Genomic DNA, 25,552 nt, shown 5'->3' with positions numbered 1-25,552 from the left:
CGTAGTATCCCCTCCCGCAACGGCGCTATGCGCCCGTAGCTCAGCTGGATAGAGCGCTGCCCTCCGGAGGCAGAGGTCTCAGGTTCGAATCCTGTCGGGCGCACCATTAAATTGTGTGCAAGAGCTGCGGTGGTACATTTACCCCGTAAAGGAAGTACCCGTCAAAAAGCAGTAACAGCGTGGTATATGGTGGCTATAGCTCAGTTGGTAGAGCCCTGGATTGTGATTCCAGTTGTCGTGGGTTCGAGTCCCATTAGCCACCCCAGATTTAAACGTTTGTGAGTTATGCGAAGGTGGCGGAATTGGTAGACGCGCTAGCTTCAGGTGTTAGTGTCTTAACGGACGTGAGGGTTCAAGTCCCTCTCTTCGCACCACACAGACGAAAGCATCCGCAATGCTTAAGCAGTATATTCGGCGAGTAGCGCAGCTTGGTAGCGCAACTGGTTTGGGACCAGTGGGTCGGAGGTTCGAATCCTCTCTCGCCGACCAGCTTATTTAAAGGTTTTGTCCATAGCCGTGCGGACAAGGCTGTCAGAACAAATAAAACAGCAAGTTGTCATGACTTGCTGTTTTTTTTGTCTGTCCTGTTCTTCCCTTGATACGGTAACCCCCCCATACACGTCGAAGCACGCTCCCGACTCAGGGCACGAAGGGCTGCAACGCCGTGCTCTAAAAAGTGATATATGCAAGTGAATTCGAGAATAGTCTGAAAAATAGGCAGAGGTTTCCTGACTTGATAAAGGGGTCTTTGAACTCTCCAAATCAAAAGACTATATTCGGATTTTTAAATATAAGGGACTATCAGATGAGCATTACATTTGCTGCGCTCTGGAATGCACATCCAGAAATTAAAGGGGATGAGAATCCCTGTCGGCGTAAGGACGGACATAAGGCGTTTGATGATCAATGCGCTATCAGGATAGGAACGGCATTGGCGCGCTGCGGATACGCGGATACGATGTGACCAGACTCCGCGCGGAATTCTGCTGGCTGCATCCCAAACAGCAAGGGCATATATTGCGCGCGGAAGAACTGGCAAATGCCCTCAAGCGGACTTCCGTTCCTGGCCTATTCCCGGCGATCAAAGTTGATGCCAATAATTTTGAAAAAACACTCAAGAACCAAACAGGTATAATTTTCTTTAAAGACTTTTGGCGACGGGGCAATGAATCATTCGCCAATCGGTCGGGAGATCACATTGACCTATGGAATGGCTCAAGGTTAACCACAAAGTTTAGTTATCTGCGCATACAATGGGGAGTCAGTATAGAAGGGATTGCATCTGACTTCTTTGACTCCAAAGAAATATGGTTTTGGAAAGTGATTTGAAAATGAAGCGATTTATTTCCTGTTTGATACCAGCCCTGATTGCCCCCGGGATTTTAATATTTAGCCTTTCTTTTTCTGCGTCACATTATGGCCCATTTTTTGATAGTAATGACCGAATGGAGTCCAACTTACTAGCTGTCCTTGTGGCTGCGATTGGCCTTTTTATTATTTATGGCGTTATGGGTTATCGTATTGCTTCATCCGTATCTAAAAGCATTCTCTTTTCTAGTATTGGCATGATAATAGCCAGTGCTATTTTTGTATTCCTCGCCGGTTTTGTTTTTAGCGATTTTTTAAAGATCCAGTATGGTTTTGCAATAATTATACTTGATGCCTTGATGATAGGCATTGGTGGGTTATTAGCAATTAAAGTGGCATCTTCCTATTCCACTTCCTGACGCCGGAAACGCTTACAGTGCGATTTAAACGGATTTTAAATGGCACATCCATCCGGGCGCGCCCCATTGGCTTGCCTCACTTTATCGCTGTCACCATCTGTAAAAATTTATCCCGCAGCGCATCCTGTATTTTTGGATTCCATGCAATCCCAATCCGCCATCCGGTGTGCTTCCCTTCAGGCTGCACCAGCGTCACGCCAGTCGGTTGAAAGTGGCTGACGCCTGCGGGCAGCAATGCCACGCCGTTTCCCGCCGCGATCAATGCCAGTAGGGTATGAATATCGTCAGCAGCGGATGCCGGTCTGGCGCTGAGGTTATTCTCTTTAAGAAAACGGCTCGCTTGCTCGGCCAGGCCGCGCCCGCGGTGCGGACTGATTTGCAGTAGCGGATGCGTTTCAAGTACCGGCTGGATATTCGCCGGATCCACTTGAACGCCTGATGGGACGGCCAGGACCAGTTTTTCTTCCATCAGCACCTTGGCCTCCAGCGGCTCAGTCACCGGTAGCCGGATAAATCCGGCCTGAAGTTGCCCTTCCAGCAACATTTGACACTGCACGTTGGAAGGAATGTCGTTCAGGGATACTTCCACATCCGGGAGCCGTTCACGAAAAATATTTACCCATGCAGGGGCAAGCTGAAATGACGATATGCCGAACCCAAGCGCCAGCTTACCCGCATTCCCTTTCTGTACTCTGCGCGCATATTCCAGAAACTCGTCGTAATGTTGCAATAATTCGCTGGACCTGGAATAAAGCAGCTTTCCGGTGACCGTCAGCTTCGCGCCATGACGACCACGATGAAAAAGGCTTACTCCGGTCAGATGCTCCAGCGTCTGGATCTGCTTTGTCAATGCGGGTTGCGTCAGGTACAGGGTTTCCGCAGCGGCATGGTAGCTCCCCTGCTCAGCCAATGTTACAAATGCCCGCAACAGTTTCATATCCATTCCTGCCGGTTATCAAATCCATATAAATCGGAATTATACAGTTTAGCTCTCTGCTGGTGAAATTGTCGTCAGTTTCCGGTGGTTGTCGCCGCAGCCCGTATCGAGCGCGCAGCGCTGTTGTCTGATGGAGAAGAGAGAAATGAGTGAATCCGTAGAGAAGTTAGCAGCGGTCTTGTTCGATATGGACGGTGTTCTGATCGATTCCAGAACCCTTATTGAACAAGCGTGGCGCGAAGCCGCCCAGATGTACGGGCGCCGGATCACCGACGAAGACATTCATAAGCACATTCACGGTCATCCCGGACCGCATACAATCCGTGCTTTGTTCAATGATTTGCCGCCTTCCGCTCAGAAGAAGGTTCAGGCGCACATTATCCATGTCGAAAATACCGCCGACTGTGATCCCATTCCGGGCGTGGCGCAGCTTATCGCTTCCCTGGGTGAGGCCGGGATCTCGGTCGGCATCGTGACCAGCGGCTGGCGCCTGAAGATAGATCGCGTCATAGCATTGCTCCAGGCGCAGCCGTACATCTCGGTGATCGTCGAGCGAGATGATGTGACCCGCGGCAAGCCGTACCCCGACCCCTATCTGCTCGCGGCGGAGCGTCTGGGCATTCCCGCCGGTAAAACCGTCGTTTTCGAAGATGCCAAGAGCGGAGTGACCTCCGCTGTCGCCGCCGGCGCTTATTGCGTCGGCGTCGGCGATGAAGACCTTATGCCTTTGGGCGCAAAACTCATTATCCCTGACTTCCGGGATGTGAAAGTGCTGACCAACGATGCGGACAGCTCAGTCCTCTCTTTCTGCCCGGGGCGCCGGGTGATCGTGGAACGGTTATCGGCGCATCGCGAAAGACAGCCTGCGCGGAAAGGCCATTCCTCATGAAACAGGCGCAAAAGGGGCGATGGGCCGTTGCCGTACTGTTTTTCGTCAACGGCTTTGTGACCGGCGGCTGGGCTGTGCAGATAGCGCAGCTCGTTCCGCGATTCGGGGCAACAGACGGAATGATAGGCCATCTTATCCTGACATTTGGGCTGGGGGCGCTGATCATGATGCCGGTATCGGGCATGTTGATGGTCAAGTTCGGTTCGCAGCGCATTGTGCGGATTTTTGCCATCGCAACGTCAGTGGCGCTACTGCCGTTCGGGCTTGCTTCAAACATTCCGCTATTGGTGGCTGCCCTGTTTGCCCTCGGCGCCACGATCGGTTCGATGAATGTCGCCATGAACGCCAATGCGGTGGCGGTGGAGAAAGCCCTGTCTCGGGCAATACTCTCCTTCTCACACTGTTCCTGGAGCATCGGTCTGTTTGTGGCGGGTTCGATAGGTGGCTATGCCGTCAAGCATTACGGATTTCTCGGGCATATCTTTCTGATAAGCGCGACGGCGGCTGTACTCGTCGCTGTTACCTGTCCTTTCGTTCTCAAAGATGATCCTGCGCCGAAAACGGAACTTAAACAGCCGATGCGCCTGCCTCGTTCACCCAACATTTACCTTATAGGACTCATTGCGCTATTTGGCATGATTCCGGAGTGCGCGGTCGTCGACTGGTCTTCGCGGTATCTTTTGAAAGACATGAACGCCAGCGTTGAGACGGCCAGTCTCGCCTTCGCATTCTTCGCCGGTACAATGTCGGCGCTGCGCTTCTTGGGTGACGCGGCGCGTAACCGCTACGGAGCGGTACGTGTGATACGCCTATCAAGCCTGTTAGCAGCGATCGGTATCTTGAGCGCCGCGCTGGCGACCAGCCCGTGGCAGGCGATTATCGCCTTCGCATTGACAGGGATCGGTATCGCCAATATTGTCCCGATCGCTTTTTCAGCCGCGGGCAATCAGCCGGGCATTGCTGCCAGCACAGGTATGAGTATCGCCACCACCATAGGTTATTTAGGCACATTGATGGCGCCTGCGCCGATTGGATACTTTGCTCAGATCACCGGTTTTTCCAATGTGTACATAGTGATGTCGCTAATGCTGGGCGCGATATTTTTGCTGGCGCCATTGGTACGCGGCGCGGAACTCAAGCCGCGGGAGATAGACCCTCGGCAATCGGGGTCTGTCGCAGTAAAAGATTGAGTGCGATAGAGGCTATTAGATGTTCGGACAGGGGCAGTGAAAAATGGGAAAACGACAAGTTATCATGATCTGTTGTTTTTGCTGCCTATCATGTTTTCCCTTATCTGCTTATGAGTCCCCCAACTGCGGGGATTCCCCCCGTTGGTTATAAGCTATAACCATTCAGTCATTGTCTGGCCGCGTCGCGTTCCCGTAAACATATAACCGAATAGTTTCGCGTAGCGAGGCGATGAGCGCGTTTGCGACGCTATTGGATGAGGGAGAGCGATTCCCCTTGCACCGGCTATTTTCGGAGGACGTATGCATCTGGATCTACGGCAACTGCGTAACTTTCTGGCGCTGGTGGAGCAGAAGAGTTTTGTGCAGGCGGCGGAGTCGGTCTATTTGTCGCAATCGGCTTTTAGCCGCAGTATTCAAGCGCTGGAGCAGGCCGTGGGCTGTCAGTTGATCGAGCGCCAGAGCAAACAGTTTGCGCTGACCTGGCAAGGGGAAAGATTGCTTCCCCTGGCGCGGCGCATGCAGGAATTGTCCGGCGAGCTGCTTAAAGATATGCGTCATATGAGCGACGAACAGGGAGGACAGCTGTTTTTTGGCTGCGGCCCCGCCCCTTCTTCCATGCTGATTCCGCGGGCGCTGGCAAACTTTCACCGCCAGCGCCCCGGCGTGCGGATAGCCTACAGCGTCGATAACTGGCAATCGCTGCACCAGCGGCTGATAGCGGATGAATTTTCCTTTTTCGTCGCCGATATCTGGCAGGCGGAGATCAACCCCGAACTGCGGGTGCAGCCGCTGCGCAGCCAGCGCTGCCTTTTCGTCTGTCACCAAACGCATCCATTGGCCGGGCAGGATAGCGTGACGCCCGCCCAACTGCTGAGCTATCCTTTCGCCGCCCCTTATCTGCCGACAGGCATACGCAAGGTGCTGGCGGCGCTGAGCCAGCAGCCGGATTTCACTCCGCATATTCAGTGCGATTATATTTGCTCGCTGTTCGGCGTACTGCGCCACAGCAACGCCATCAGCTTCGTCAGTGAGGATACTTTCCTGCTGTTACAAAAAAGCCACGGACTGGTGGGCATCAACCTGACGGAAGTCCCGTCGGAATGGGTGAAAATGCGTACCCACTTCGGCATTATTTCTCCGATGAACAAGCCATTGCCGCCGCTGGCGCAATTGATGGTCGACACGATTATCGATACCGACCGCGAAAGAAATATGTTTGAGTTGGATGCCTGTCCCGCTGGCTCCCGGCGCCAAACAAACTTTCCGCTCTAAAATAGATCCCGAAGGTATAAAGCGCCCCCTTGCCATATGTGATAATCGTCGCCATTAAAAAGACGATATAAATCCCGCCTGATAAATCCAAACGAGTAATTTATGGCATCACATCTTATTGATTTTCTTCTTATAGGGAATAACTTTGGCACGCCCGAAATGCGCGGCGTGTGGTCGGAACACAATCGCCTGACCAAACAGGTTGAGGTGGAAGTCGCTCTGGCGCTGGCCGAAGGGGAACTGGGCGTTATTCCGCAGGACGCGGCCCAAACGATAGCCGAAAAAGCGGACGCCGGCGCGCTGAACGTGGAAGATATCGCCCAGGATGCGGCGCGCATGAAGCACTCGCTGATGCCGACCCTCGCCGCGATCCAGAAACAGTGCGGCGCGGCGGGCGAGTTTATCCACTATGGCGTCACCACGCAGGATATTGTCGATACCGCTACCGTATTGCAGCTAAAACAGTCATTCGACATTGTGGTCAGAGACGCCCAACTGCTGGCCCTGGAGCTGAAACGCCTGGCGAAAAAGTATCAATACACGCTGATAACCGGCCGCACCCACGGCATGCAGGCCCTGCCCACCACCTTCGGTTTTAAGCTGGCGGTGTGGCTGGATGAGTTTATCCGCCATCTTGAGCGCCTGAGCGAAATCAAGGCGCGGGTACTGGTGGGCAATATCAACGGCGCTATCGGCACCTATGCCTCCTTTGGCGAGAAAGGCCCGGAAATCGAGCGCCTGACGCTGGATAAGCTGGGCTTGAACACGCCCAACATCAGCTGGCAGTCCGCCCGCGATCGTTTTTCCGAATATGCCTCCGTCGTGGTGCTGATCAGCGGCACGCTGGGCAAGATCGGCAACGAGCTGTATAACCTGATGCGCACGGAAATCAACGAGATCGAAGAGCCTTTCTCGGCAGGCAAGATCGGTTCGACGACCATGCCGCACAAGCGTAATCCGGCGGCGATTGAGGGCCTGGCGAGTCTGACGGCGCCGGTGTTCAAAAGCGCGGCGCTGATCCATGAATCAATGAAAGTGGAACATGAGCGCGATGCGATGAGCTGGCGCGCGGAATGGATCGCCCTGCCGGAAATCAATATCTATCTGTCCGCCCAGTTGCAGAATGCGCTGGGTATCCTGCGCGGCATGTCGGTGAACGAAGAGCGGATGCGGGCCAATCTGGAACAGCAAAACGGTTTGTTGCTGTCTGAAAAGGTGATGTTTGAGATTGGCAAGCGCCTGGGCAAACAGACCGCGCACCAGCTGGTTTACGAGTGTTCCATGCAGGCGTTCGAGCAGAGCCAGTCATTCAAATCCGTATTGCTGGAACACCCGGCGCTGTCCGCGCAGCTGACCGCAGCCGAGCTGGATGAGTGGCTGAACCCGGCCAACTATCTGGGCAGCGCGCCGCAGAAAGTGGATGAGGTTATCCGCTTTGCGGATAATTCGGGCCTGTTGCCGGCGTAATAAGGTGGAATCATGAGTACGGTATTTCGCCAGGCCACGTTGGAGGATGACGCGGCGTTTCTGGCATTGGCGTTGGCGGCTTTTGAGCCGATACGCCGGTTGGGGATCAATTTTTCCGCCGCCCATGCGGATATTGACATGGTGCGCAGGCATATCTCGTCGCACGGCGTGTATGTCATGGAAAGGGATGGCCGTCTGGTATCGTCATTCTCTATCCGTTACCCCTGGGGGCCGGAGCCTGGTCCTTACGGTTTGCCGCATCTGGGCTGGTTCGCCACCCATCCGGACTATAAACAGCAGGGGCTGGGCCGGCAGATGATGGCCTGGCTGGAACGGCATATTCTGATTGACCAGCTCAAGGCGCCGGCGGTGTCGTTGGGCACCGCGCAAAACCACCCGTGGCTGCTTGAAATGTATAAACATTATGGTTTCAAAGAGGTCGGGCAGGCGGATTTAGGCAAAGGCCACCTGACCATTTTTATGGAAAAGATCCTTGATAACCATGCGTATAACCAGTGGAAAGAGAGAAATTCAAAATGATAATGAAAAAATCAACGTTGTCCGTTTTAGCATTGGCCGCGGCCTTTCTGGTGGCGGGCTGTGATTCTCAGGATAAGGCCGCGTCCCAGGGCGAAAAAGTGTTGAGAGCCGGGTCCACCGGCCAGAGTTACCCCAGCGGCTTCAAGCAGGATAACAAGCTGGTCGGTTTCGATATTGAAATCACCGAAACCATCGCCAAGGAGCTGAACTATAAGGTCGAGTGGGTGACAGCCGATTTCAGCGGCCTGATGGGGCAGTTTGAAGCCGGCAAGCTGGATACGGTCGCCAACGTGGTGGCGATTACCCCGGTGCGTAAGGAGAAATATAACTTTGCCCAGCCGTACAGCTACTACGGCAGCCAGATCGTCACCCATAAGGACAACGCCGATATCAACACGCTGGATGACCTGAAAGGAAAAACGGTGGCGGGCGTGCTGGGGTCCAACCATATCAACAATCTGAAAAAGGCGTTTCCGGACGGCAGCGTAACGATCCGTACCTATGAAACCCGCGACGGCGCAATGAACGATGCGCTGTCCAAACGCGTGGAAGGTTATGTGAATTCCCGTCCGATTCTGCTGGCGGAAATCAACAAGCGTAACCTGCCGTTTAAGCTGGTGGGGGATTCGCTGGTGGTGGAAGAGGTCAGTTTCCCGTTCCATAAAACCGAACAGGGCGACGTACTGCGTAAACAGTTTGATGAACAACTGAACAAATTGCGCGACGACGGACGACTGAAGGAACTGTCGATCAAATATTTCGGTGAAGACATTACCACACCGCCGGCCGCGCATTAATCGCGCCGCCTCTCGACAATCTTAACGCCATCGGCGCGGCCTGCGCCGCACGATGGCGGTATCAATGGTATTACTGATGAATATCGATCTTGCCTACCTGCTAAAAGTCTTTCCCCAGGTGCTGCTCTATCTGCCGATGACGCTGTTGCTGGCCGTGGTTTCCATGTTTTTCGCCATGATCATCGGTCTGGTGCTGGCGCTAATCAGGGAAAGCAAGATAACGCCGGTGGTCAAACTGGTTGAGCTGTATATCTCGCTATTCCGCGGCATACCCTCTCTGGTGCAGCTGTTTATTATCTATTTCGGCTTGCCGCAGCTTTTTCCCGCGTTATCCGACCTGAGCGCCATGTCCGCGGCGATTATCGGCTTCAGTCTGAAAACGTCGGCCTATATGGCGGAGATATTCCGCGCCGCGCTGGCCTCGGTGGATTTCGGTCAAACGGAGGCCGGGTTGTCTGTAGGGATGAGCAAGGCGCAGATTTACCGGCGGATTGTGCTGCCTCAGGCCATGCTCAATGCGTTGCCCGCCACCGGAAATACTTTTATTTCGCTGATCAAGGATACCTCGGTCGCGTTCGCGCTCGGCGTTTCCGAACTGTTCGCGGAAGGCAAGATGATTGCCGCGGAGTCGTTACGTTTCTTTGAGACCTTCCTGGTGGTCGGTCTGATTTACTGGCTGGTGATCATAGTTTACGCCTGGCTGCAAAAGCAGCTGGAAAAGAAACTGAATCACTCGCTGCAGCGATAGGGGGCTGAAATGATCAGTGTAAAACATCTGACTAAACGCTTTGGCGATCAGGTGGTATTGGATGATATCAGTCTGAATATCGCCCAGGGCGAAGTGGTGGCCGTTATCGGCCCGTCCGGCTCGGGTAAATCCACCCTGCTGCGCTGCCTGAATCTGTTGGAAAAGCCGCAGGCGGGGACGATAGAGATTGGCGGGCAAGTGCTGGATACGAGCCGCTATTCGGGCAAAGAGGCGTACGCGCTGCGCCGCCAGACCGCCATGGTGTTCCAGAACTACAACCTGTTCAAGAATAAGACGGCGCTGGAAAATATCACCGAAGCGCTGATCGTGGTGAAAAAAATGGCTAAAAAGCAGGCCGACGAGGTAGGCATGGCGCTGCTGGAACAGGTGGGTTTATTACCGCAGGCGGCGCAGTATCCGGTGACGCTGTCCGGCGGGCAGCAGCAGCGCGTCGGCATCGCCCGGGCGCTGGCGGTGGACCCGAAAGCCATCCTGTTTGATGAACCGACTTCCGCGCTGGATCCGGAACGGGTGCACGAAGTGTTGCAGGTGATTAAAAAACTGGCGAAAAACAACACCACCATGGTCATCGTCACCCATGAGATGCAGTTCGCGCAGGAGGTGGCGGACCGGGTTATCTTTATGGCGGACGGTCATATCGTTGAAGAAGGCCCGGCGGAAAAAGTGATCAGCTTTTCCGATAATCCGCAGACGCAGCGTTTCTTACGCCAGTTGACCAATCTTCCCGATCCGGTTGAGTTCGACATTTAACCGAAAAATAAAGCAGTACCTGCACGCCCCTGAGCGGGCGGCTCTGCTAAGCGGAGCAGACAATGTGGAGTAAGCATTAATGAAAACAGCATCTCAGCATCAGCCGTTGGCGCAGTTTATTCAGGCATTTCGCCACGACCTGCATCAACACCCGGAATTATCCAATCAGGAATTTGAGACCACCGCGAAAATCAGAGCCGTACTGGAAAAGGAAGGGATTCGCGTGCTCGAACTGCCGCTGAAGACCGGCCTGGTGGCGGAAGTCGGCGGGCAGCAGGACGGTCCGCTGGTGGTGGTGCGCTCCGATATCGACGCCCTGCCGATTGAAGAGGAGTCCGGCGTTGACTTTACCTCGACCCGTAAAGGGGTAATGCATGCCTGCGGGCACGATTTCCACTCTTCCGCCGCGCTGGGCGCCGCCATTCTGCTGAAAAAAATCGAGCCGGAACTGAAAGGCAGGGTGCGCATTTTGTTTCAGGCCGCCGAGGAAACGGGGCTGGGGGCGCCGGAGGTGATTGCCACCGGCGCGCTGGACGACGCGGCGGCGATCTTCGGCATTCATAACGATCCCACGCTGCCGGTGGGGGTGATCGGCGGAAAAGAGGGCGCGCTGACCGCTGGCGTGGACCGCTTTGAAATCAAAATCGCCGCCAAAGGCTGTCATGCGGCGAAACCCCATGAAGGCAACGATCCCATCGTTATTCTGGGTCAGCTGATTTCCGCGACGCAGACGATTATCAGCCGCAGCGTACCGTCGGACAACAATGCGGTGGTGTCGATAACGCAGGTGCACAGCGGCAGCACCTGGAACGTGATCCCGGATACCGCGTATGTGGAAGGCACGGTAAGAACCTTCAGCCAGGATGTGCGCGAGTTGATTGAACAGCGCTTTCGCCAGATTGCGGCCGGGATTGCCGCTACCTTTGGCGCGGAAATCGAGTTTATCTGGCATGCCGGGCCGCCGTCGGTGGTCAATACGGCGCAGTGGGTAGATTTCGCGCTGAACGTGGCGGACGAAGAAGGGTTCGAAGCGCGGCGCATTGAGGCCAGCCCCATCGGCGAGGATTTCGCCTTCTATCAGCAGAAGCTGCCGGGGACCTTTATGATGGTGGGTTCCGGCGGCCCGTACGCGCTGCATCACCCCAAATTCCGCGTCGACGATCGCGCGCTGTTCCCCACGGCGCACTACCTGTATCAGCTGGCGAAGCAAAGCCTGGAGCAGCTGGCGTCCCGCTGAGTTGATGGCCAATGCCGGTATTTTGCCGGCATTGGTGGCTATCCTGTCGCAAGAAAGAGACAATTAACTTATTGATATACCATAAATTAATCGCTCCATCCTCATTCCGTCTCCGCCAGGCGACAGTCCGCCTCGCCGTTAATGACTGAGTATCTGATCGAGGAACTGCCGGGTGCGCGGGTGTTCGGGCTGGTTGAAGAAGGTTTGCGGCGGCGCGGATTCGATCACGCCGCCGTCGGCCATCAGGATCACCTTATCCGCCACCGTTTTGGCAAAGCCCATTTCATGGGTGACCACGATCATGGTCATACCGCTCTCCGCCAGGTCGAGCATCACGTCCAGCACTTCTTTAATCATTTCCGGATCCAGCGCCGAGGTCGGCTCGTCAAACAGCATGATTTCCGGCTGCATACACAAGGCGCGCGCAATCGCCACGCGCTGCTGCTGCCCGCCCGATAGCTGCAGCGGGAACTTGTGCGCCTGATTGGCGATATGCACCTTTTCCAGATAGTGCATCGCCAGTTCGATGGCCTGCTGTTTTTTCATTTGCCGCACCAGCGTCGGGCCGATGAGCAGGTTGTCCAGCACGCTCAGATGCGGAAACAGATTAAACTGCTGGAACAGCATACCGATGCTTAGCCGGATACGGTTGATATTCTTGATGTTATCGTTCATCTCGATACCATTGACCCGTATCCGCCCCTGATGATGTTCTTCCAGCCGGTTAATGCAGCGGATCAGCGTGGATTTGCCTGAACCGGAGGGACCGCAGATCACCACGCGTTCCCCTTTGGCCACGTTCAGCGAGACGTTGTTCAGCGCCTGAAACCCGCCATACCATTTGCTGACGGATGTGATTTCAATCACCGGCGCGGCGGAAAGCGAACTACTCATGACAAGGCTCCGTGGTTAAGCGTTTCAGGATTACGGCTGGCATCAATGCGTTTTTCCACCCACAGCGCATAGCGGGACAGTAAAAAGCCGAATAACAGATAAATGGCGCAGATAAACAGGTAGGTTTCGATGTAATAACGGCGCCACAGCGGGTCCTGCATCACCGAACTGGTGGCGGTCAGAATATCGAACAGGCCGATAATAATCACGAAAGAGGTGTTTTTCATGGCGGCGATAATGTGGTTGGTCATCGCCGGCAGACAGATGCGCAGCGCCTGCGGCAAAATGATTTTCGTGGTGGTGTGCCAATAGCTCAGGTTGAGCGCCGTGGCGGCTTCGTACTGTCCGCGCGGCACCGACTGCAGGCCGCCGCGAATCACTTCCGCCTGATAGCAGGCGAAAAACAACGCGATGCCGACGACGACGCGCAGCAGCTTGTTGATTTCCATGCCCGGCGGCAGAAACAGCGGAAAGACATTGACCGCCACAAACAGAATGGTAATCAGCGGCACGCCGCGCAGGCTTTCAATAAAAATCACCGACAGGCTGCGCAAGAACGGCAGTGGCGAACGACGGCCGAGCGCCAGCAATACGGAAAAGGGCATGCCGATCACCACCGTTCCGCTAAACAGCAGGATGGTGAGCGGCAGCCCGCCCCATTCTGATGAGGGAACATGGGGCAGCCCCAGGATGCCGCCGCTCATCAGCACGGCCATCACGCTGACGGACAGCAGCCATAGCGGCAGCAGAATGCGTGAATGCCAGAAGCGCGGCATCAGCGACACGCCGAGGGTCAGGAACCAGAGCGCCATGGCGATAAGCGGCCGCCAGTGCTGATCGTAAGGATAGATGCCAAACAGGATCGGCCGGTGTTTCTCGCCGATAACCGCCCAGCAGGCGCCCGCGGCGGCGCGGCATACCTGCGGGTCGGCGGCGCTCCACACCGCGTCGATAATGCCCCAGCGCAGCAGCTTGGCGCCGACTACCAATACTAGCGCGGCCAGCAGCAGGGTCAGGATGGTCTGCGGCAGGCTGCTGAACAGGTTGCGGCGCATCCAGCGCCAGGCGGCGGGCAGGCCGGGGCTTGCCGCGGCGGGTGAAAAAGGGGACGACATGGCGCGCTCCTCAGCGTTCTTTGATGGCGACGACGCGGTTAAAGATATTCATCAGCAGCGAGGTCACGCTGCTGATCGTCAGGTAGACCACCATCATAATGGCGATCACTTCCAGCGCCTGTCCGGTCTGGGTCATCAGCGTATTGCCGATGTTGGCCAGCTCCGGATAGCCCACCACCACGGCGATGGAGCTGTTTTTCGACAGGCTGACGAACTGGCTGGTGAGCGGCGGGACGATCACCCGCATCGCCTGCGGAATAATGATATGGCGCATCATCTGCCAGGGGGAGAGCGACAGGGCGCGGGCGGCTTCCAACTGCCCCCTGGGGATTGACTGGATGCCGGCGCGGACAATTTCGGCGATAAACGCGGAAGAGTAGAGGGCAATGCCCAGCAGCAGCGAGGTAAATTCCGGGCTGATGGTGAACCCGCCGCGGAAGTTGAAGCCGCTCAGTTCCGGCCGGTCAAGCTGGTGGGGGCTGCCGGACAGCCACCATGCCAGCAGCGGCAGGCCGATAATCAGCGCCGGCGCGATGCGCCCGACCGGAAGAACGCGCCCGCTACGTTCGCGCAGGCGGCGTCCGGCCACCTTCAGCACGGCGCTGACCAGCAGCGCCGCCGCCAGGGCGATGGCGCACCATAGCCAGCCGGGATGGGCGGCCGGCAGCGCGAAGGAGAGGCCGCGATTGGTGAGAAATCCCACGTCGCCGAATTCGATGGCGCCGCGCGGGCCGGGCAGGTTACGGATCACCACCGACCAGAAAATCACCTGCAGGATCACCGGGACATTACGCATCAGCTCCACGTAGACCCCGGCGATGCGCGCCAGCAGCCAGTTTTTCGATACCCTGGCGATGCCGATGGAAAACCCCAGCACGGTGGCCAGGATAATGCCCCACAGCGAGACATAGAGCGTATTGAGCAGCCCCACCAGCACGGCGCGGGCGTAGCTGTCGCGCGCGCTGTATTCAATCAGTTTTTCGCCGATTTCAAACTGGGCTTGATGGGGCAGGAAACCAAAACCGGTGGCGATATTCTGCGAGCGCAAATTATCCATCACGTTGCCGTAGAGCCAGTAGCTGAATAAAATAATCAGCGCGCCGAGTAAGAACTGATAAAACCAGGCCCGAAATGATTTATTACCCATGATGGCGAATATATTTTTATACGCAAAAAACTTTTCCGCGGATAAAGGAAAAGTTGCCGGCGTGTTTATCTTTTCTCGACGCTTTGTCATCAGTGTTTCTTTTATTTCAGGTAAAAACCTGTCCTCGTCAGCAGCGATTTTTTATCTGACGGCGTAATACGAGGCGAGGCCTTCGTTTACGCCGTGATAGGCGGAATCAGCGAATAGGCAAACCGTAGATCAGGCCGCCCTTGGTCCACTGGTTGTTCAGATCGCGATCCAGCGGTTCGGCGGTATCGGGGCCGAAGTGGCGGTTATAGATATCGCCGTAGTTGCCCACCTGTTTCACGATGTTGTACACCCATTTGTTGTCCAGCCCCAGCTTCTGGCCGTAGTCGCCGGTGACGCCCAGCAGCGTCTGTACGTCCGGGTCGCCGGATTTCAGTTGTTCATCCACGTTGGCCTGATTGACGTTCATCTCTTCCGCGTTGAAAGTGGCGTAAACCGCCCACTTCACAATGTCGAACCACTGATCGTCGCCCTTGCGCACTGCTATCGCCAGCGGCTCTTTAGAGTAGATGCCCGGCAGGATGTAGTGATCCTCCGGGTTTTCTGCGTCATGGTTTTTCACCCCGGGCAGGGCGATTTTATCGCGGGCGATGACGTCGCAACGGCCTGACAGATAGGCGGACACGTACTCTTTATTGTTTTCAATCACCACTGGGGTGTATTTCATGTTGCGGGAAGCGAAGATCTGCGCGATGGTAAATTCGGCACCGCTGCCCGGCGTGACACAGATGGTGGCGCCATCCATATCCTCGATTTTTTTCACGCCGCTGTTGGTGCGTACCATAAAGCCAACGCCGGTGTAGAAAGTCGGCGGCGCGAAGTTCAACCCCAGCGATACATCGCGGGATAGCTGCGCGGTGGTATTGCGCGACAGCACGTCCACTTCGCCTGACTGAATGGCGGGGAAACGCTGAGCGGAGGAGAGCGGGGTGAAACGCACCTTGCCGGCGTCGCCGAACACCGCCGTCGCCAGCACGCGGCAGAAGTCGACGTCCAGACCGGTCCACTGTCCTTTGCTGTCGATGGAGGAAAAACCGTGACGGGCAGGATGCACGCCGCAGATCAGCTCTCCTCTGGCCTTGATTTTCTTCAGCGTTTCGCCATTGCCGGCGACGGCGGTTTCCGCATGAGCGGGAGACAGGGCGCTACCCAGGGTTAGCAGCATCACTGCCGCCAAAGCGCGGGTTTTATTTAGCATGGATATTCCTTGTAGCGGAGTGATTTAATTTAACATTATGTATTTATTGATATTTTTATTTACGGTGCTCTTTTGTATACCAATGTTCTCAACGCCCTGTCTAAATGGCAAATAGCAAATTTCACTATGCAAAGAGAAATAGTGGATATAGCAAGAAAGGCTTTGGTTGGTATAGGAAAATTGCCGCTATCCGCGAATTACGCCCAGCCCCTGATGCCCTGCCAGAGTAGCTGCGCGCTGAGGATAACCATCGTCAGGCGAAAGGCGGTGCGAAACAGCCTTTCGGGCAGGTTATCCAGCAGCCGGGTGCCGAGCCAGGTGCCCAGCACGCCGCTGGCGATCATGGCGATCAGCATCGGCAGCCAGCTGGCGTAGGCAAAGCCCATCAGGCCGAAGGCGAGGATTTTCAGGCCGTGTTGCAGCACCATACAGGTGGCGTGGGTGGCGATCAGCGGTTGTTTGGTCAGCCCCTGCGAGCCGATCAGCCCGGCGACCAGCGGGCCGGTCGCCCCGACGATCATGGTGCCGATACTGGTCACCGCCCCGCCGAGAATAAAGAACGGACGGTTTATCTTTTTGGGCGGCGCGCGCTTATGAAATACCGACCACAGAATAAACAGCGCCAGCGCGATTTTGGCCACGCTGTCCGGGATCCAGGCCGCGACCGGCGCGCCGAGCGCGATGCCCGCGACGCTGCCGATAAAAAACCACAGCACCAGCGGCCATACCACGTACAGACGTTGCATCAGCGTACGGCTCAGATTCGAACCGAGCTGCACGATGCCGTGTACCGGCAACAGGCTGCTGACCGGCATACCCAATCCCATGATCGCCAGCAGCGTCACGCCGCCGCCCAGCCCCAGCGCGGCGGTCAACGCCGAGGTGAGAAAACTGCAAAATACCAGTATGCCGGCGAACAGCGGTGAGATTTCCGGCGGGATCAGGTTAAGCATCATAAACAGTCTCGTAATAATGCGACGGCCCATGCCGTCGCCTGCCGTCGGGCAGATGGATAAAGTTAGCGAAAATTATCCTGCAACAAACGCTGATACAGCGCCTGCGCCGCTTCAGGCGGCATCGCCTGGCCGGCGCAGTCGAGGAATTTCTGTTCAATCAGACCGTCCGGCAACGGGTTGTCGGCGCTGGAGCCGCGCGCTCCCGCCACGTAATGGCTAAGGCGCCGCCCATCCTCGGTAATCAGCGTAACCTGCGCGCTGTGGGTAATGCTTTCATCGTGACAGCTCAGCTCGACTTTCGCCATCAGAGCGTTGGTGGCGGGATCGTTGAACGCGGCGACGTCGATAAAATCATCCAGCGTCAGCCGGCCGTTGAGCCAGGCGCGGGCGATACAATAATGCAGGCTGAACTTCCCGGCCAGCGGCGTTTCCGGGCGTGGCGTATTGATGTGCGGGAAACGGATCGGGTGGACGGCGACCTGAATACGCGCGATCTGCTCCGCGGGCAGCGCGCTCTGTTCACGCAGCGTCAGCAGGGCGTCCAGCGGCGACAAAATCGCATAGCAGCAGGGGAAATATTTAAAGTTATTGCCTTTGACCCCATCGAGGATATGCGATGGCGCATCCCAGGGTTCGGTGAGCGGGGCGGCGTCATAGTTTTCCGGCCCGCGGTTATAGACATTGAAATAACCGTGGTGATGTTCAAAGGCCGTCAATCCGGCGCTGTACTCCTGGCGGGCCAGCAGCGTCGCCATCAGCGCACTGCGATTGGCGTGTCCCACCGCCAGCGATTTGGTCTGGCTGCCGAAGTTGGACTTGATGCCGGAAGCCAGCGACGCGCTAATCGACAGCGCGGCGGCCGTTTGCTCTTCGCTCAGCTCCAGCAGCACGGCGCAGGCGGCGACGGCGGCGAAGATGCCCACCGAGGTGGTGGGGTGCCAGCCGTGGCGGTATTGAAACGGGCTGACGGTTTTTCCCATCCGCGCCGCGGTTTCGTATCCCGTAAGATAGGCGCGCAGTACCTCCGTACCGCTGGATTGCCGCTCATCCGCCAGCGCCAGCAGCGCCGGCAGCACCGCCACCGAGATATGGCCGTGCAGCCAGGAGTTGGAATCGTCGAAATCCAGCAGGTGCGCGGAGGTGCCGTTCAGCAAGGCGGCATCCAGCGCGTTGAGATGCAGATCGGTGCCGAACACCCGGCTTTTCCCCGCCGCCGCCGTGGGGACGATTACCGCGCGGAGTTTTTGCGCCCCATCCTGAACCCCGCCCGCCAGCGTTACGCCGAGCGTATCGATAATGGCGGTTCTGGCGTGCGTCAAGGCGTCGGCAGGGAAGGGCCGGCGGGAAAACTCCAGCAGGTTACGGGCAAACTGGCGGGCAATGGTCATGGAACGGGTTTCCTGTACAAATCGCGCAATAAAAGCCCGGCCGTCATGTCGGGCCGGGACAAGATGGGTAAGGCTGTCGAGGTTAGACGCGGGCGGCCAGAATCTCGCTGATGACGGACAGCGAGCCGGGCTGCTCAAAGTTAATCGCCGCCTGGTACAGCCTGTCGCTATCGGCGGCGCCTAACAGCGGAACGGTCAGCGTGTCGAACTTGGCGCGCAGCTCCTCGGCGGAGAGCGGGTTTTCCGCATGACCGCGATAGACCCGCGTTTCACCCTGCAACCGTTCGCCGTCCTCCAGCCAGACGTCGATAAAGGCGGAACTGGCCGACTGGCCGTCGACGGCTTCCACCGTCAGCAGCGGCAGCAATTGGCGCGGACGCGGATCGTCGACGGTCTGCTGGGTAAAATCGATATCGGTCAGCTGGTAGCCGCTCAGCGCCAGAGTAATGCAGTGGGGAATGCTGAATTTGCTTTCCAGCGGCGTTTTCGGGTTGGCGATACCGGCGTTGACCATGCCCATCGGATGCACTTTGGCGTGGATGCGTTTGATTTTACGGCCGTTAAGACGCGGATAGAGACCGCGGGCGGTTTCTATCGACGCGTGGGTCCCGCGGCAGCTGGCGTAAAGCTTGTAGCCGTTGGTGAGCAGTTCCCAGCTGTCGCCGAAATCCAGCGCGGGAATTTCCGCGCTGCCGTCCTGAATAAATATTTTCACCCAGCCGTCGGTTTCATAGAAGTGATGCGCGGCGGTAAATCCCTCGGCGGCCAGCTCGGCGGCCATAATGCCGTCCATCGCGGCTTTGCCGGCGTGAAACGGTTTGCCGTGGGTGCCGGAAGATTTCTGCAGCCCGCCCATCATGGTGGCCGCCGCGCCCAGCGCGTTGGCGATTTGCTGCGGATTCAATTGCAGGATCGAGGCGGAGACCGCGGCGGCGCCCGCCCGGCCCACCACCGAGGTGGGGTGGAAACCGCGCCGTTGCAGATTGCGCCCCACGCCGGGCACCCAGCCGCCGCCCAGCTTGGCCATCACTTCAAAGCCGGTAATAAAGGCGATCAGCGTGGCCTGTTCGTCGGCCCGATAGACCTGGGCCATCGCCAGCGCCGCGGACCAGCAGGGACCGCTCGGATGCCCGGCGCCCGCCGGATGGGTATCATCGTAATCGGCGGCATGCGCCATGGTGCCGTTGACCAGCGCGGCCAGCGCCGGCGCGGTTTTATCGCCGAGAAAAATTTGCGCCTCGCCCTGCGAATGCCAGCGCCTGACGGTCTGGCGCACCGCCTGTACGGCGTCGTCATTGACCGCGCCCAGCGCCACGCCCAGATAATCAACCAGCGCGCGCTTGGCTTCGAGCAGCACGGCGTCGGGAATGGGGAGCCGGGGGGCCTGGCTGATAAACCGGCTAAGTTGTTCTCCGCGCGAGCGCGCGGGGGTAGTGGTCATCGCAATGACTCCTTAAGCAAAAATGCTGTGACGCTAACGATGAAAAGGCTGTAATGCCGGAAAAATGAGCATGGCCTTTATTTTTTGCATTCATTTGTATACCGTTATGTCAGGCAGAATAGCAACAGCATCCGCCGCAACAAAGATGCTTTTTAGCTAAGCAAAGAACAAAATAAGCAATGCGAGATATTGCCAACGGCGCGGCGTCGGGCAAACTTGAAACGTTTTCAACTTATTGACGATCGCCGTCCCGGCGAACGTATCAAGCTGGCTTATAATGATGATTTTCGGCCCGCCCGGCGTGTGCTTTCTCATTGTTACCTTACTCATTGACGGATTATGAATCTAAAACTGACTGACCGAGAGGCGGCGTTATCGCCGTTTGATACCCTGATAGCGGCGATTGAAAGAGGCGAACTGCTGCCGGGGGAACGTTTGCAGGAAGCCCGGCTGGCGAAGCAGTTCGGCCTTAGCCGCACGCCGATTCGTGAAGCGTTGCACCGGCTGCAAACCCTGGGGCTGGTGGAGCCCGGCCCGCAGCGCGGCCTGATGATTGCCCAGATCAGCTATGAACGGTTGCGTCAGCTATTTGCCGTGCGCGAGGGACTGGAGCGGCTGGCTATCGAGCTCGCCGTGGCCTCGGCGTCGGAAGAGGAAATCGCTCTGTTGCAGAAAATGGTTAACGCCGAGCGGCAGATCGACGACAGCAAACTGCTGCACGATCATAACCGTTTGTTTCATAGACAGATTTATCGCGCCACCCATAATCCCTATCTGAACGAGATGCTGGATAATTTGCGGATTCACCTGTCGCTGCTGCGCGGGACCACCTACGAGCTGCCTGAACGGGTTGAGGAAGCGAAAAAAGAGCACCAGCTGATTGTCGACGCGCTGGCGCGGCGCGATCGGGAAGCGGCGCAGGAGATCGCCTGCCGGCATATCAGAAACGGCTATCGCGCCCGCCTGGGAATACTGAGCCAGCGGGATTTTTGAAGCATGCCCGCCGGAGGCGCGGCAGGATGGTTGAGCTGTTGGCATTTGGCGACAGACGCGGGGTTGGCTGTCTCAAAATGGAGACATTTAACTTGCTGATAACTATAAATAGTTTGTTTATGGGTTTGAGGTGTCGCTAAATGGCGACGATTAACGCTAACCAGAGCGTATTTTCTCGGTGATCCCCGCGCGGCGCAGGGTGGATCCATAATAAATAATTATATTATTTTCAGCGGCTAATCCGCCGCCCGTTTCTTTTCCCAATATCATTGAATATATGGCATGGAAAGTGCATCATTCTCGGCGTAGATGCTCATTCCACCTTCTATGCTTGCTTCGGCTTCATAATCCTGGGAATGACGCAGAGCCAATTTAAGGTGCCTATGGTCCAATTCCAGATGAAGGTGCGAATCTCCATCGGATTTTTCGGACACAACGTTGAGTGAGGCACCAACCCTTGTCTTAAAGACCTGATTTTTTCAACGCTTACCGTTATCGGTAAGCGTTTTTTTTGCTTTGCAGGCGCCGCTCAGGCGCCCTGTCGCGGCGATTCGGCGGGGGATTGCAGCGTCAGCATCAGGCCTGATTGCCGCATTTGCGCCGCTTCGTCGGGCAGATGCAGGCGATCGAGCGCATCGGCGCGCCAGGCGTAGTCATAGGCGTCCGGGCGCTGCTCCAGCGCGGCGCGGAAAGCGTCGCTGGCCTGCTGCCATTCGCCATGCTTCATCAATAGCTGTCCCAGCGTACTGTTCAGCAGCGGCGTGGCGCCCTGCTGTTTGATCTGCTGGTGCAGCATTTTTTCCAGCTGATCGGGGTTGCCCGCCTTCAGCCGCGGCATCAACAGCACCAGCCGCTCGTCGTACTGCCGCTTGAGCCCGTCGAGAATGATTTTCTGGGCGGTATCGTGGTCGTCGCATTCGATAAGGTGCTCCGCCATCGCCACCTGCAGAGGAACTTCATGGCGCACTTTACGGCTCTGATTATTCCACCACTGCTTCAGCCCTTCGCTGCCGCCGTCGGCCATGGCCTGGTTCATCAGGCCGATATAGGCCTGTTGCTGCAGGCTCCGCAGCTGCTCTTCATCATGCAGGCGCGTTTTGCGCATCGCCGGCAGAATATCCAGCAGCGCGCCGTAGGCGCTGGTGCGCAGAAAAGCCTGCTCGGCCAGACGCAGCACTTCCGGGTGGCGCGGGGCGACTTCCAGCAGGCGGTCGACGCCATGACGGGCCGCGTGATCCTCATGGCGCGCCAGCTGGATGCGCACGCGGGTAATATCCACCGGCAGTTGATCGCTGTCGGCGATTTCCGCGGCGCGCTCCAGATATTGCTTGGTGCGGAAATCATCGCCGCGCTGCTGAGCCGCTTCCGCGGCCAGCAGGTAGTTAACCACCGGCTGCTCGGCGTGGTCGGCATTGCGGGTGAGTAATTTTTCCACCTGGAGATAATCGCCTTCCGCCAGCTTGAGCAGCGCGGCCTTGGTCTGTTTTCTGGCCCGGCTGCGTTTGCGCCCCAGAAACCAGCCGCGGGTGCGGGCGCCGGTATGGAAAATACGGCGGATAATCCATTCGACGGCCAGCAGGGCGAGGAACAGCAACACCAGGACGATCGCCAGACCCGTTACGCTGGTTTCAATATTGTAGTTGTCCGTTTGAATCAGCACGTATCCCTGGTGGCCCGCCACCATCGGCCCGAGCACTACGCCGGCGATCAGGATAAGGAACAACAGCAAGAGCTTCAGCATGTTCAGCCCTCCTGCCGTGTCGCTGGCGCCTGAGCCAGTAAGTTGCGCACCCGCGTCTGCATCAGTTTTTCCAGTAACGGCTGGCTTTGCAGTTCGGTGGGAACATCCATCGACACCGATTGCTGGCTCAGTTCATCGAGCTGATCGAGAAACGCCTGGGTGCTGGGATCGCTGGTATCGAAGTAGGCTCTCACCCAGGTGGAGGCGGTTTCCAGCGATTGTTTATAGGTTTCGTTCTGATGCCGCGGGATCGCCTGGGCGGCGACCAGCAGGCGCGAACGGATATTCTCGCGCAGATAAACGTCCTGGCTCGGCGCCAGCAGCGGTTCGGCGGCGCTGTCGCGGCGGCGAATGGTGATAAACTCCGCCAGGAAGTTATGCCAGCTCTTGCTGAGGTTTTGCCGCCATTCGCTGAGGGAGGCGGAGAGCTCGGTGCTGTTTTCATCCATCGGCGCTTCATCGCTGTTGTTGTCGGCGAGGCGCAGGTTATCCACCTGATCGGTCAGTTGGTTGACCTTGAGGATGATGCCGTCGAAATCTATCTGGCTGACGCCCGCCAGCGCGCTGATATCGCCGGTAAGCGCGCGGCGGATTTCGATCACGCTGGGGTCGTTCATTTCCGCCAGGCTGGCATCCGCGCTTTTCAGCAGCGCGCCGGCGGTGGTGACGTCCTTATCGCTCCACAGCTTGCGGCCCGCCAGTTTCACCAGAAAATCCGCCTGCGCCAGCAGCCAGGCGTTGGTGTCGTGATTGGAGAGGGCCGCCAGTTTTTCGCCCATTTCATCCGTATGCCGGGTCAGGGCGTCAAGACGCTGCTCGGCGGCATCCTGTGCTTTGGTCTGCTGTTGCAGCGCGTCCTGCCACTGCTGCTGTTGCTGTTTGTGCTGCTGTTGCAGCGCGCTCAACTGCGACTCCAGACTCTGGATGGCGGCCGCTTCCTGCCGATCTTGTTGATGAGTGTAGTAATAAAGTCCGCCGCTGAGCGCCAGCGCGATAATGATAGCCAGCGTTCCCAGCACGATTCCGCTTCGTTTGGCCGGCTGCGGCGCGGGTTCCTGCTGATGCGCGGGTTCAACCCGTTCTGCAACCTCTTCAGATGGGGTCGTGGGGGTATTGTGTTCCGTCATAAAAGGTACATCCCATGATCAGGTTTATTGTAGTGCGCGCATAAGCGCATCGTTGTCGGCATTATCGGCTACCCGAATATTACGCCAGCCTAACCGGCGGGCCTGGGCGGCCAGACGTTCGCTAACCACTATCAACTGGCAGCCCAGTAACCAGGAAGCCCGATAGTAATCAGGAACTAAAGTATAGATCCGTTGCAGCATTTCTCCGCTGGTGATCACCAGTTTGTCGATGCCGGCCTGCTGCCAGTGGCGGCTTTGCTCCGCTCCGTCGTAATAAACCGGGCTGCGCTGATAGCATTCGCAGTAGCTGACCTGCGCTCCGCGCTCGGCGAGCGTGCCGCCCAGCAATTCCCTGCCGCCGTTACCCCGTAATAATAGCGCCTGTTTACCATTAACATGCCGCAGTTCGGGTAATTGCAGTAACGTTTCGCTGGTTTCGCTTGGCGACGGGTAGGCGACGGGCCGGGCGGTGACGGTATGCAGCGCCAACGCCGTGGTCCGGCCGATGGCGAAATAGACCGCCGCTTGCGGCCAGCCCGCCCCGCTTCGGGCCAGCAGCGGGTCGGCGTAGTCTATGGCGTGCTGCGACAGCGCAAACAGCAGATCGCCGGGGCGCAGCGCCGCCAGCCGCGCGGGCAGCTGCGCCAGTTCGCGGCCCGGTGAAAATTCGATCAGCGGGCTGTGGTAAGCGCTGTGGCCCAGCTTTCTCAAACGGGTCACCAGTTGCTCGCCGGCCGGTGACGGACGGGTAACCAGAATGGTCATGATGAAGGGGGTTCCTGATAAACCGCCTGCAGGATCTCCCCGGCGCCCTGCGCCAGCAGATCTTCCGCCAGCGCGGTGCCGATCCGCTCCGCGTCGGCGGTTTTGCCTCTACGCTCCCCGCTAATGATTCTGCTGCCGTCCGGTGCGCCGACCAGCGCGCGCAGCCACAGGATATCGCCGTCCAGTTCGGCATAGCTGCCGATGGGAACCTGGCACCCGCCTTCCAGGCGCAGGTTCATCGCCCGCTCGGCCAGCACGCGCGAGGCGGTATCGGCGTGATTCAGCGGGGCCAGCAGCCGGCGGGTGCGTTTATCGTCCAGGCGGCATTCAATGCCGATCGCCCCTTGCCCCACCGCCGGCAACGACGTTTCCGGGCTTAACGGGCAGCGGATGCGCTCTTCCAGCTTCAGGCGTTTTAACCCGGCCACCGCCAGGATAATCGCATCATACTCGCCGGCGTCCAGCCTGGCTAAGCGGGTTCCCACATTCCCCCGCAAATCGTCAATGACCAGGTCGGGGCGCCGCGCCCGCAACTGGCACTGGCGGCGCAGGCTGGACGTGCCCACGCGGCTGCCGGCGGGAAGCTGCTCAAGGCCGGCATAGCGATTGGAGACAAAGGCGTCGCGCGGGTCGTCACGCTCGCAGATGGTCGCCAGGCCAAGGCCTTCAGGGAATTCGGCGGGCACGTCTTTCATGGAGTGAACGGCGATATCGGCGCGGCCCTCAAGCAGCGCCAGTTCCAGTTCTTTAACAAACAATCCCTTGCCGCCGACTTTGGCTAACGGGGTATCCAGGATGACGTCGCCGCGGGTCACCATCGGCACCAATTCGACCTGAAGTCCGGGGTGGGAGACGTTCAGGCGCTGTTGAACATATTGTGCTTGCCACAGCGCAAGCGGGCTCTGGCGAGTGGCAATTCTAATAATATTGTCTAACATGCTTGATACCGTTTTTATCATTTTCCACCATCGTATCACTGATGGTGCGCCAGTGTCAGGTTGCGGACGCCGGCGCGGCGCTTTAAAACGAAAGGGGAAAAACGGTGTCTGAAAAGTATGTGGCGGGTTGGATTGAACGGACGAGAATTAAAATCGTAGTGAAAGCAAGGTAAAGCGCGCCTGCTTTCTTTACTTTCTTTACGCTTAATCCGCAAGGTGTTAAATT

General features: G+C 57.3%; 24 protein-coding genes and 4 tRNA genes. 16 read left to right on the top strand and 12 right to left on the bottom strand.

What is annotated here, in order from left to right; genetic code table 11:
* The first annotated feature begins 29 nt into the window (after positions 1 to 29).
* The 6 genes from MFP24_RS11020 (at position 30) to MFP24_RS10995 (ending at position 1,727) form a co-directional block, all read left to right on the top strand.
* A tRNA-Arg gene (locus MFP24_RS11020) sits at positions 30 to 106 on the top strand.
* A gap of 83 nt (positions 107 to 189) precedes the next feature.
* Positions 190 to 265, top strand: a tRNA-His gene (locus MFP24_RS11015).
* 22 nt (positions 266 to 287) lie between these two features.
* Positions 288 to 374, top strand: a tRNA-Leu gene (locus tag MFP24_RS11010).
* A 38-nt stretch (positions 375 to 412) separates the two neighbouring features.
* Positions 413 to 489 (top strand) — tRNA-Pro (locus MFP24_RS11005).
* A gap of 417 nt (positions 490 to 906) precedes the next feature.
* Positions 907 to 1,329: a T6SS effector amidase Tae4 family protein gene (locus MFP24_RS11000; protein ID WP_249230586.1), complete on the top strand. Its 423-nt coding sequence runs from the start codon at positions 907 to 909 to the stop codon at positions 1,327 to 1,329.
* Positions 1,314 to 1,727 carry a hypothetical protein gene (locus MFP24_RS10995; protein ID WP_249230585.1) on the top strand — a complete coding sequence of 138 codons (414 nt, stop codon included), beginning with the start codon at positions 1,314 to 1,316 and terminating at the stop codon, positions 1,725 to 1,727. The genes MFP24_RS11000 and MFP24_RS10995 overlap by 16 nt, the downstream gene beginning before the upstream one ends.
* Positions 1,728 to 1,803: 76 nt before the next feature.
* On the opposite strand, the gene MFP24_RS10990 is transcribed toward MFP24_RS10995, so the two are convergent.
* Positions 1,804 to 2,670, bottom strand: coding sequence for a LysR family transcriptional regulator (locus MFP24_RS10990; RefSeq protein WP_249230584.1), 867 nt, complete (start codon positions 2,668 to 2,670; stop codon positions 1,804 to 1,806).
* Between the two features lie 139 nt (positions 2,671 to 2,809).
* Here MFP24_RS10990 and MFP24_RS10985 point away from each other — a divergent pair, with 139 nt between their 5' ends.
* The 9 genes from MFP24_RS10985 to MFP24_RS10945 all read left to right on the top strand — a co-directional run bounded on the left by MFP24_RS10985 (position 2,810) and on the right by MFP24_RS10945 (position 11,575).
* Positions 2,810 to 3,553: an HAD family hydrolase gene (locus MFP24_RS10985; RefSeq protein ID WP_249230583.1), complete on the top strand. Its 744-nt coding sequence runs from the start codon at positions 2,810 to 2,812 to the stop codon at positions 3,551 to 3,553.
* The gene (locus tag MFP24_RS10980; protein ID WP_249230582.1) at positions 3,550 to 4,743 is read left to right on the top strand and encodes an MFS transporter; all 1,194 of its coding nucleotides are present in this window, start codon (positions 3,550 to 3,552) and stop codon (positions 4,741 to 4,743) included. Before MFP24_RS10985 ends, MFP24_RS10980 begins: the two co-directional genes overlap by 4 nt.
* A 300-nt stretch (positions 4,744 to 5,043) precedes the next feature.
* Positions 5,044 to 6,015 carry a LysR family transcriptional regulator gene (locus MFP24_RS10975; protein ID WP_249230581.1) on the top strand — a complete coding sequence of 324 codons (972 nt, stop codon included), beginning with the start codon at positions 5,044 to 5,046 and terminating at the stop codon, positions 6,013 to 6,015.
* Between the two features lie 102 nt (positions 6,016 to 6,117).
* Positions 6,118 to 7,482 (top strand): adenylosuccinate lyase, encoded by a 1,365-nt coding sequence (gene purB, locus MFP24_RS10970; RefSeq protein WP_249230580.1) that lies wholly within the window; start codon positions 6,118 to 6,120, stop codon positions 7,480 to 7,482.
* A 12-nt stretch (positions 7,483 to 7,494) separates the two neighbouring features.
* Positions 7,495 to 8,022 carry a GNAT family N-acetyltransferase gene (locus tag MFP24_RS10965; protein ID WP_249230579.1) on the top strand — a complete coding sequence of 176 codons (528 nt, stop codon included), beginning with the start codon at positions 7,495 to 7,497 and terminating at the stop codon, positions 8,020 to 8,022.
* A complete protein-coding gene (locus tag MFP24_RS10960) occupies positions 8,019 to 8,819 on the top strand; it encodes an amino acid ABC transporter substrate-binding protein (RefSeq protein ID WP_249230578.1) in 801 nt (266 codons plus the stop codon). Before MFP24_RS10965 ends, MFP24_RS10960 begins: the two co-directional genes overlap by 4 nt.
* Before the next feature lie 76 nt (positions 8,820 to 8,895).
* Entirely contained in the window at positions 8,896 to 9,567 is a 672-nt protein-coding gene (locus MFP24_RS10955; RefSeq protein ID WP_249230633.1) for an amino acid ABC transporter permease, read from the top strand.
* A 9-nt stretch (positions 9,568 to 9,576) separates the two neighbouring features.
* The gene (locus MFP24_RS10950) at positions 9,577 to 10,338 is read left to right on the top strand and encodes an amino acid ABC transporter ATP-binding protein (RefSeq protein WP_249230577.1); all 762 of its coding nucleotides are present in this window, start codon (positions 9,577 to 9,579) and stop codon (positions 10,336 to 10,338) included.
* A gap of 79 nt (positions 10,339 to 10,417) precedes the next feature.
* On the top strand, positions 10,418 to 11,575 hold the full coding sequence (locus tag MFP24_RS10945) for a M20 peptidase aminoacylase family protein (RefSeq protein WP_249230576.1): 1,158 nt from the start codon (positions 10,418 to 10,420) through the stop codon (positions 11,573 to 11,575).
* Positions 11,576 to 11,713: 138 nt separating this feature from the next.
* On the opposite strand, the gene MFP24_RS10940 is transcribed toward MFP24_RS10945, so the two are convergent.
* From MFP24_RS10940 to MFP24_RS10910, 7 genes are all read right to left on the bottom strand, one after another.
* Positions 11,714 to 12,469 carry an amino acid ABC transporter ATP-binding protein gene (locus tag MFP24_RS10940; RefSeq protein WP_263458469.1) on the bottom strand — a complete coding sequence of 252 codons (756 nt, stop codon included), beginning with the start codon at positions 12,467 to 12,469 and terminating at the stop codon, positions 11,714 to 11,716.
* Complete coding sequence (locus MFP24_RS10935; RefSeq protein WP_249230575.1) at positions 12,466 to 13,584, bottom strand: amino acid ABC transporter permease; 1,119 nt, start codon at positions 13,582 to 13,584, stop codon at positions 12,466 to 12,468. Before MFP24_RS10935 ends, MFP24_RS10940 begins: the two co-directional genes overlap by 4 nt.
* Before the next feature lie 10 nt (positions 13,585 to 13,594).
* Positions 13,595 to 14,821 carry an amino acid ABC transporter permease gene (locus tag MFP24_RS10930; protein WP_249230574.1) on the bottom strand — a complete coding sequence of 409 codons (1,227 nt, stop codon included), beginning with the start codon at positions 14,819 to 14,821 and terminating at the stop codon, positions 13,595 to 13,597.
* Between the two features lie 106 nt (positions 14,822 to 14,927).
* Positions 14,928 to 15,977, bottom strand: a complete 1,050-nt coding sequence (locus MFP24_RS10925; protein ID WP_249230573.1) for an amino acid ABC transporter substrate-binding protein — start codon at positions 15,975 to 15,977, stop codon at positions 14,928 to 14,930.
* Between the two features lie 197 nt (positions 15,978 to 16,174).
* The gene (locus MFP24_RS10920; RefSeq protein ID WP_136166877.1) at positions 16,175 to 16,933 is read right to left on the bottom strand and encodes a sulfite exporter TauE/SafE family protein; all 759 of its coding nucleotides are present in this window, start codon (positions 16,931 to 16,933) and stop codon (positions 16,175 to 16,177) included.
* 62 nt (positions 16,934 to 16,995) lie between these two features.
* On the bottom strand, positions 16,996 to 18,321 hold the full coding sequence (locus tag MFP24_RS10915; RefSeq protein WP_249230572.1) for an MmgE/PrpD family protein: 1,326 nt from the start codon (positions 18,319 to 18,321) through the stop codon (positions 16,996 to 16,998).
* Between the two features lie 82 nt (positions 18,322 to 18,403).
* Positions 18,404 to 19,762, bottom strand: a complete 1,359-nt coding sequence (locus MFP24_RS10910; RefSeq protein ID WP_249230571.1) for an MmgE/PrpD family protein — start codon at positions 19,760 to 19,762, stop codon at positions 18,404 to 18,406.
* A gap of 339 nt (positions 19,763 to 20,101) precedes the next feature.
* Between MFP24_RS10910 and MFP24_RS10905 the strand changes: the two genes are divergently transcribed.
* Complete coding sequence (locus MFP24_RS10905) at positions 20,102 to 20,755, top strand: GntR family transcriptional regulator (RefSeq protein WP_249230570.1); 654 nt, start codon at positions 20,102 to 20,104, stop codon at positions 20,753 to 20,755.
* A gap of 529 nt (positions 20,756 to 21,284) precedes the next feature.
* Here the strand turns inward: MFP24_RS10905 and hemY are convergent.
* From hemY to hemC, 4 genes are read right to left on the bottom strand one after another with little or no spacing between them, the layout of a single operon-like run.
* Positions 21,285 to 22,496, bottom strand: a complete 1,212-nt coding sequence (hemY, locus tag MFP24_RS10900) for a protoheme IX biogenesis protein HemY (protein WP_249230569.1) — start codon at positions 22,494 to 22,496, stop codon at positions 21,285 to 21,287.
* A gap of 2 nt (positions 22,497 to 22,498) precedes the next feature.
* Positions 22,499 to 23,623 (bottom strand): uroporphyrinogen-III C-methyltransferase, encoded by a 1,125-nt coding sequence (gene hemX, locus MFP24_RS10895; RefSeq protein ID WP_249230568.1) that lies wholly within the window; start codon positions 23,621 to 23,623, stop codon positions 22,499 to 22,501.
* A 24-nt stretch (positions 23,624 to 23,647) separates the two neighbouring features.
* Positions 23,648 to 24,388 carry a uroporphyrinogen-III synthase gene (hemD, locus tag MFP24_RS10890; protein WP_249230567.1) on the bottom strand — a complete coding sequence of 247 codons (741 nt, stop codon included), beginning with the start codon at positions 24,386 to 24,388 and terminating at the stop codon, positions 23,648 to 23,650.
* The gene (hemC, locus tag MFP24_RS10885) at positions 24,385 to 25,326 is read right to left on the bottom strand and encodes a hydroxymethylbilane synthase (protein ID WP_249230566.1); all 942 of its coding nucleotides are present in this window, start codon (positions 25,324 to 25,326) and stop codon (positions 24,385 to 24,387) included. The genes hemD and hemC overlap by 4 nt, the downstream gene beginning before the upstream one ends.
* Positions 25,327 to 25,552 lie beyond the last annotated feature (226 nt).

Origin of the sequence: Brenneria tiliae, from assembly GCF_023347575.1 — a bacterium.
Taxonomy (GTDB): Bacteria; Pseudomonadota; Gammaproteobacteria; order Enterobacterales; family Enterobacteriaceae; genus Brenneria; species Brenneria corticis.
Note: the sequence above shows the minus strand (reverse complement) of the source record. Positions and strands in the feature narration are given on the sequence as shown.

Coding starts and splice junctions, on each gene's coding strand:
- MFP24_RS11000 (WP_249230586.1), top strand. CDS start 907: ATGCGCTATCAGGATAGGAACGGCATTGGCGCGCTGCGGATACGCGGA.
- MFP24_RS10910 (WP_249230571.1), bottom strand. CDS start 19,762: ATGACCACTACCCCCGCGCGCTCGCGCGGAGAACAACTTAGCCGGTTT.
- MFP24_RS10925 (WP_249230573.1), bottom strand. CDS start 15,977: ATGCTAAATAAAACCCGCGCTTTGGCGGCAGTGATGCTGCTAACCCTG.
- MFP24_RS10940 (WP_263458469.1), bottom strand. CDS start 12,469: ATGAGTAGTTCGCTTTCCGCCGCGCCGGTGATTGAAATCACATCCGTC.
- MFP24_RS10935 (WP_249230575.1), bottom strand. CDS start 13,584: ATGTCGTCCCCTTTTTCACCCGCCGCGGCAAGCCCCGGCCTGCCCGCC.
- MFP24_RS10985 (WP_249230583.1), top strand. CDS start 2,810: ATGAGTGAATCCGTAGAGAAGTTAGCAGCGGTCTTGTTCGATATGGAC.
- hemD (WP_249230567.1), bottom strand. CDS start 24,388: ATGACCATTCTGGTTACCCGTCCGTCACCGGCCGGCGAGCAACTGGTG.
- hemC (WP_249230566.1), bottom strand. CDS start 25,326: ATGTTAGACAATATTATTAGAATTGCCACTCGCCAGAGCCCGCTTGCG.
- MFP24_RS10930 (WP_249230574.1), bottom strand. CDS start 14,821: ATGACAAAGCGTCGAGAAAAGATAAACACGCCGGCAACTTTTCCTTTA.
- MFP24_RS10965 (WP_249230579.1), top strand. CDS start 7,495: ATGAGTACGGTATTTCGCCAGGCCACGTTGGAGGATGACGCGGCGTTT.
- MFP24_RS10945 (WP_249230576.1), top strand. CDS start 10,418: ATGAAAACAGCATCTCAGCATCAGCCGTTGGCGCAGTTTATTCAGGCA.
- hemX (WP_249230568.1), bottom strand. CDS start 23,623: ATGACGGAACACAATACCCCCACGACCCCATCTGAAGAGGTTGCAGAA.
- MFP24_RS10980 (WP_249230582.1), top strand. CDS start 3,550: ATGAAACAGGCGCAAAAGGGGCGATGGGCCGTTGCCGTACTGTTTTTC.
- MFP24_RS10960 (WP_249230578.1), top strand. CDS start 8,019: ATGATAATGAAAAAATCAACGTTGTCCGTTTTAGCATTGGCCGCGGCC.
- MFP24_RS10975 (WP_249230581.1), top strand. CDS start 5,044: ATGCATCTGGATCTACGGCAACTGCGTAACTTTCTGGCGCTGGTGGAG.
- MFP24_RS10950 (WP_249230577.1), top strand. CDS start 9,577: ATGATCAGTGTAAAACATCTGACTAAACGCTTTGGCGATCAGGTGGTA.
- hemY (WP_249230569.1), bottom strand. CDS start 22,496: ATGCTGAAGCTCTTGCTGTTGTTCCTTATCCTGATCGCCGGCGTAGTG.
- MFP24_RS10915 (WP_249230572.1), bottom strand. CDS start 18,321: ATGACCATTGCCCGCCAGTTTGCCCGTAACCTGCTGGAGTTTTCCCGC.
- MFP24_RS10990 (WP_249230584.1), bottom strand. CDS start 2,670: ATGGATATGAAACTGTTGCGGGCATTTGTAACATTGGCTGAGCAGGGG.
- MFP24_RS10955 (WP_249230633.1), top strand. CDS start 8,896: ATGAATATCGATCTTGCCTACCTGCTAAAAGTCTTTCCCCAGGTGCTG.
- MFP24_RS10920 (WP_136166877.1), bottom strand. CDS start 16,933: ATGATGCTTAACCTGATCCCGCCGGAAATCTCACCGCTGTTCGCCGGC.
- MFP24_RS10905 (WP_249230570.1), top strand. CDS start 20,102: ATGAATCTAAAACTGACTGACCGAGAGGCGGCGTTATCGCCGTTTGAT.
- purB (WP_249230580.1), top strand. CDS start 6,118: ATGGCATCACATCTTATTGATTTTCTTCTTATAGGGAATAACTTTGGC.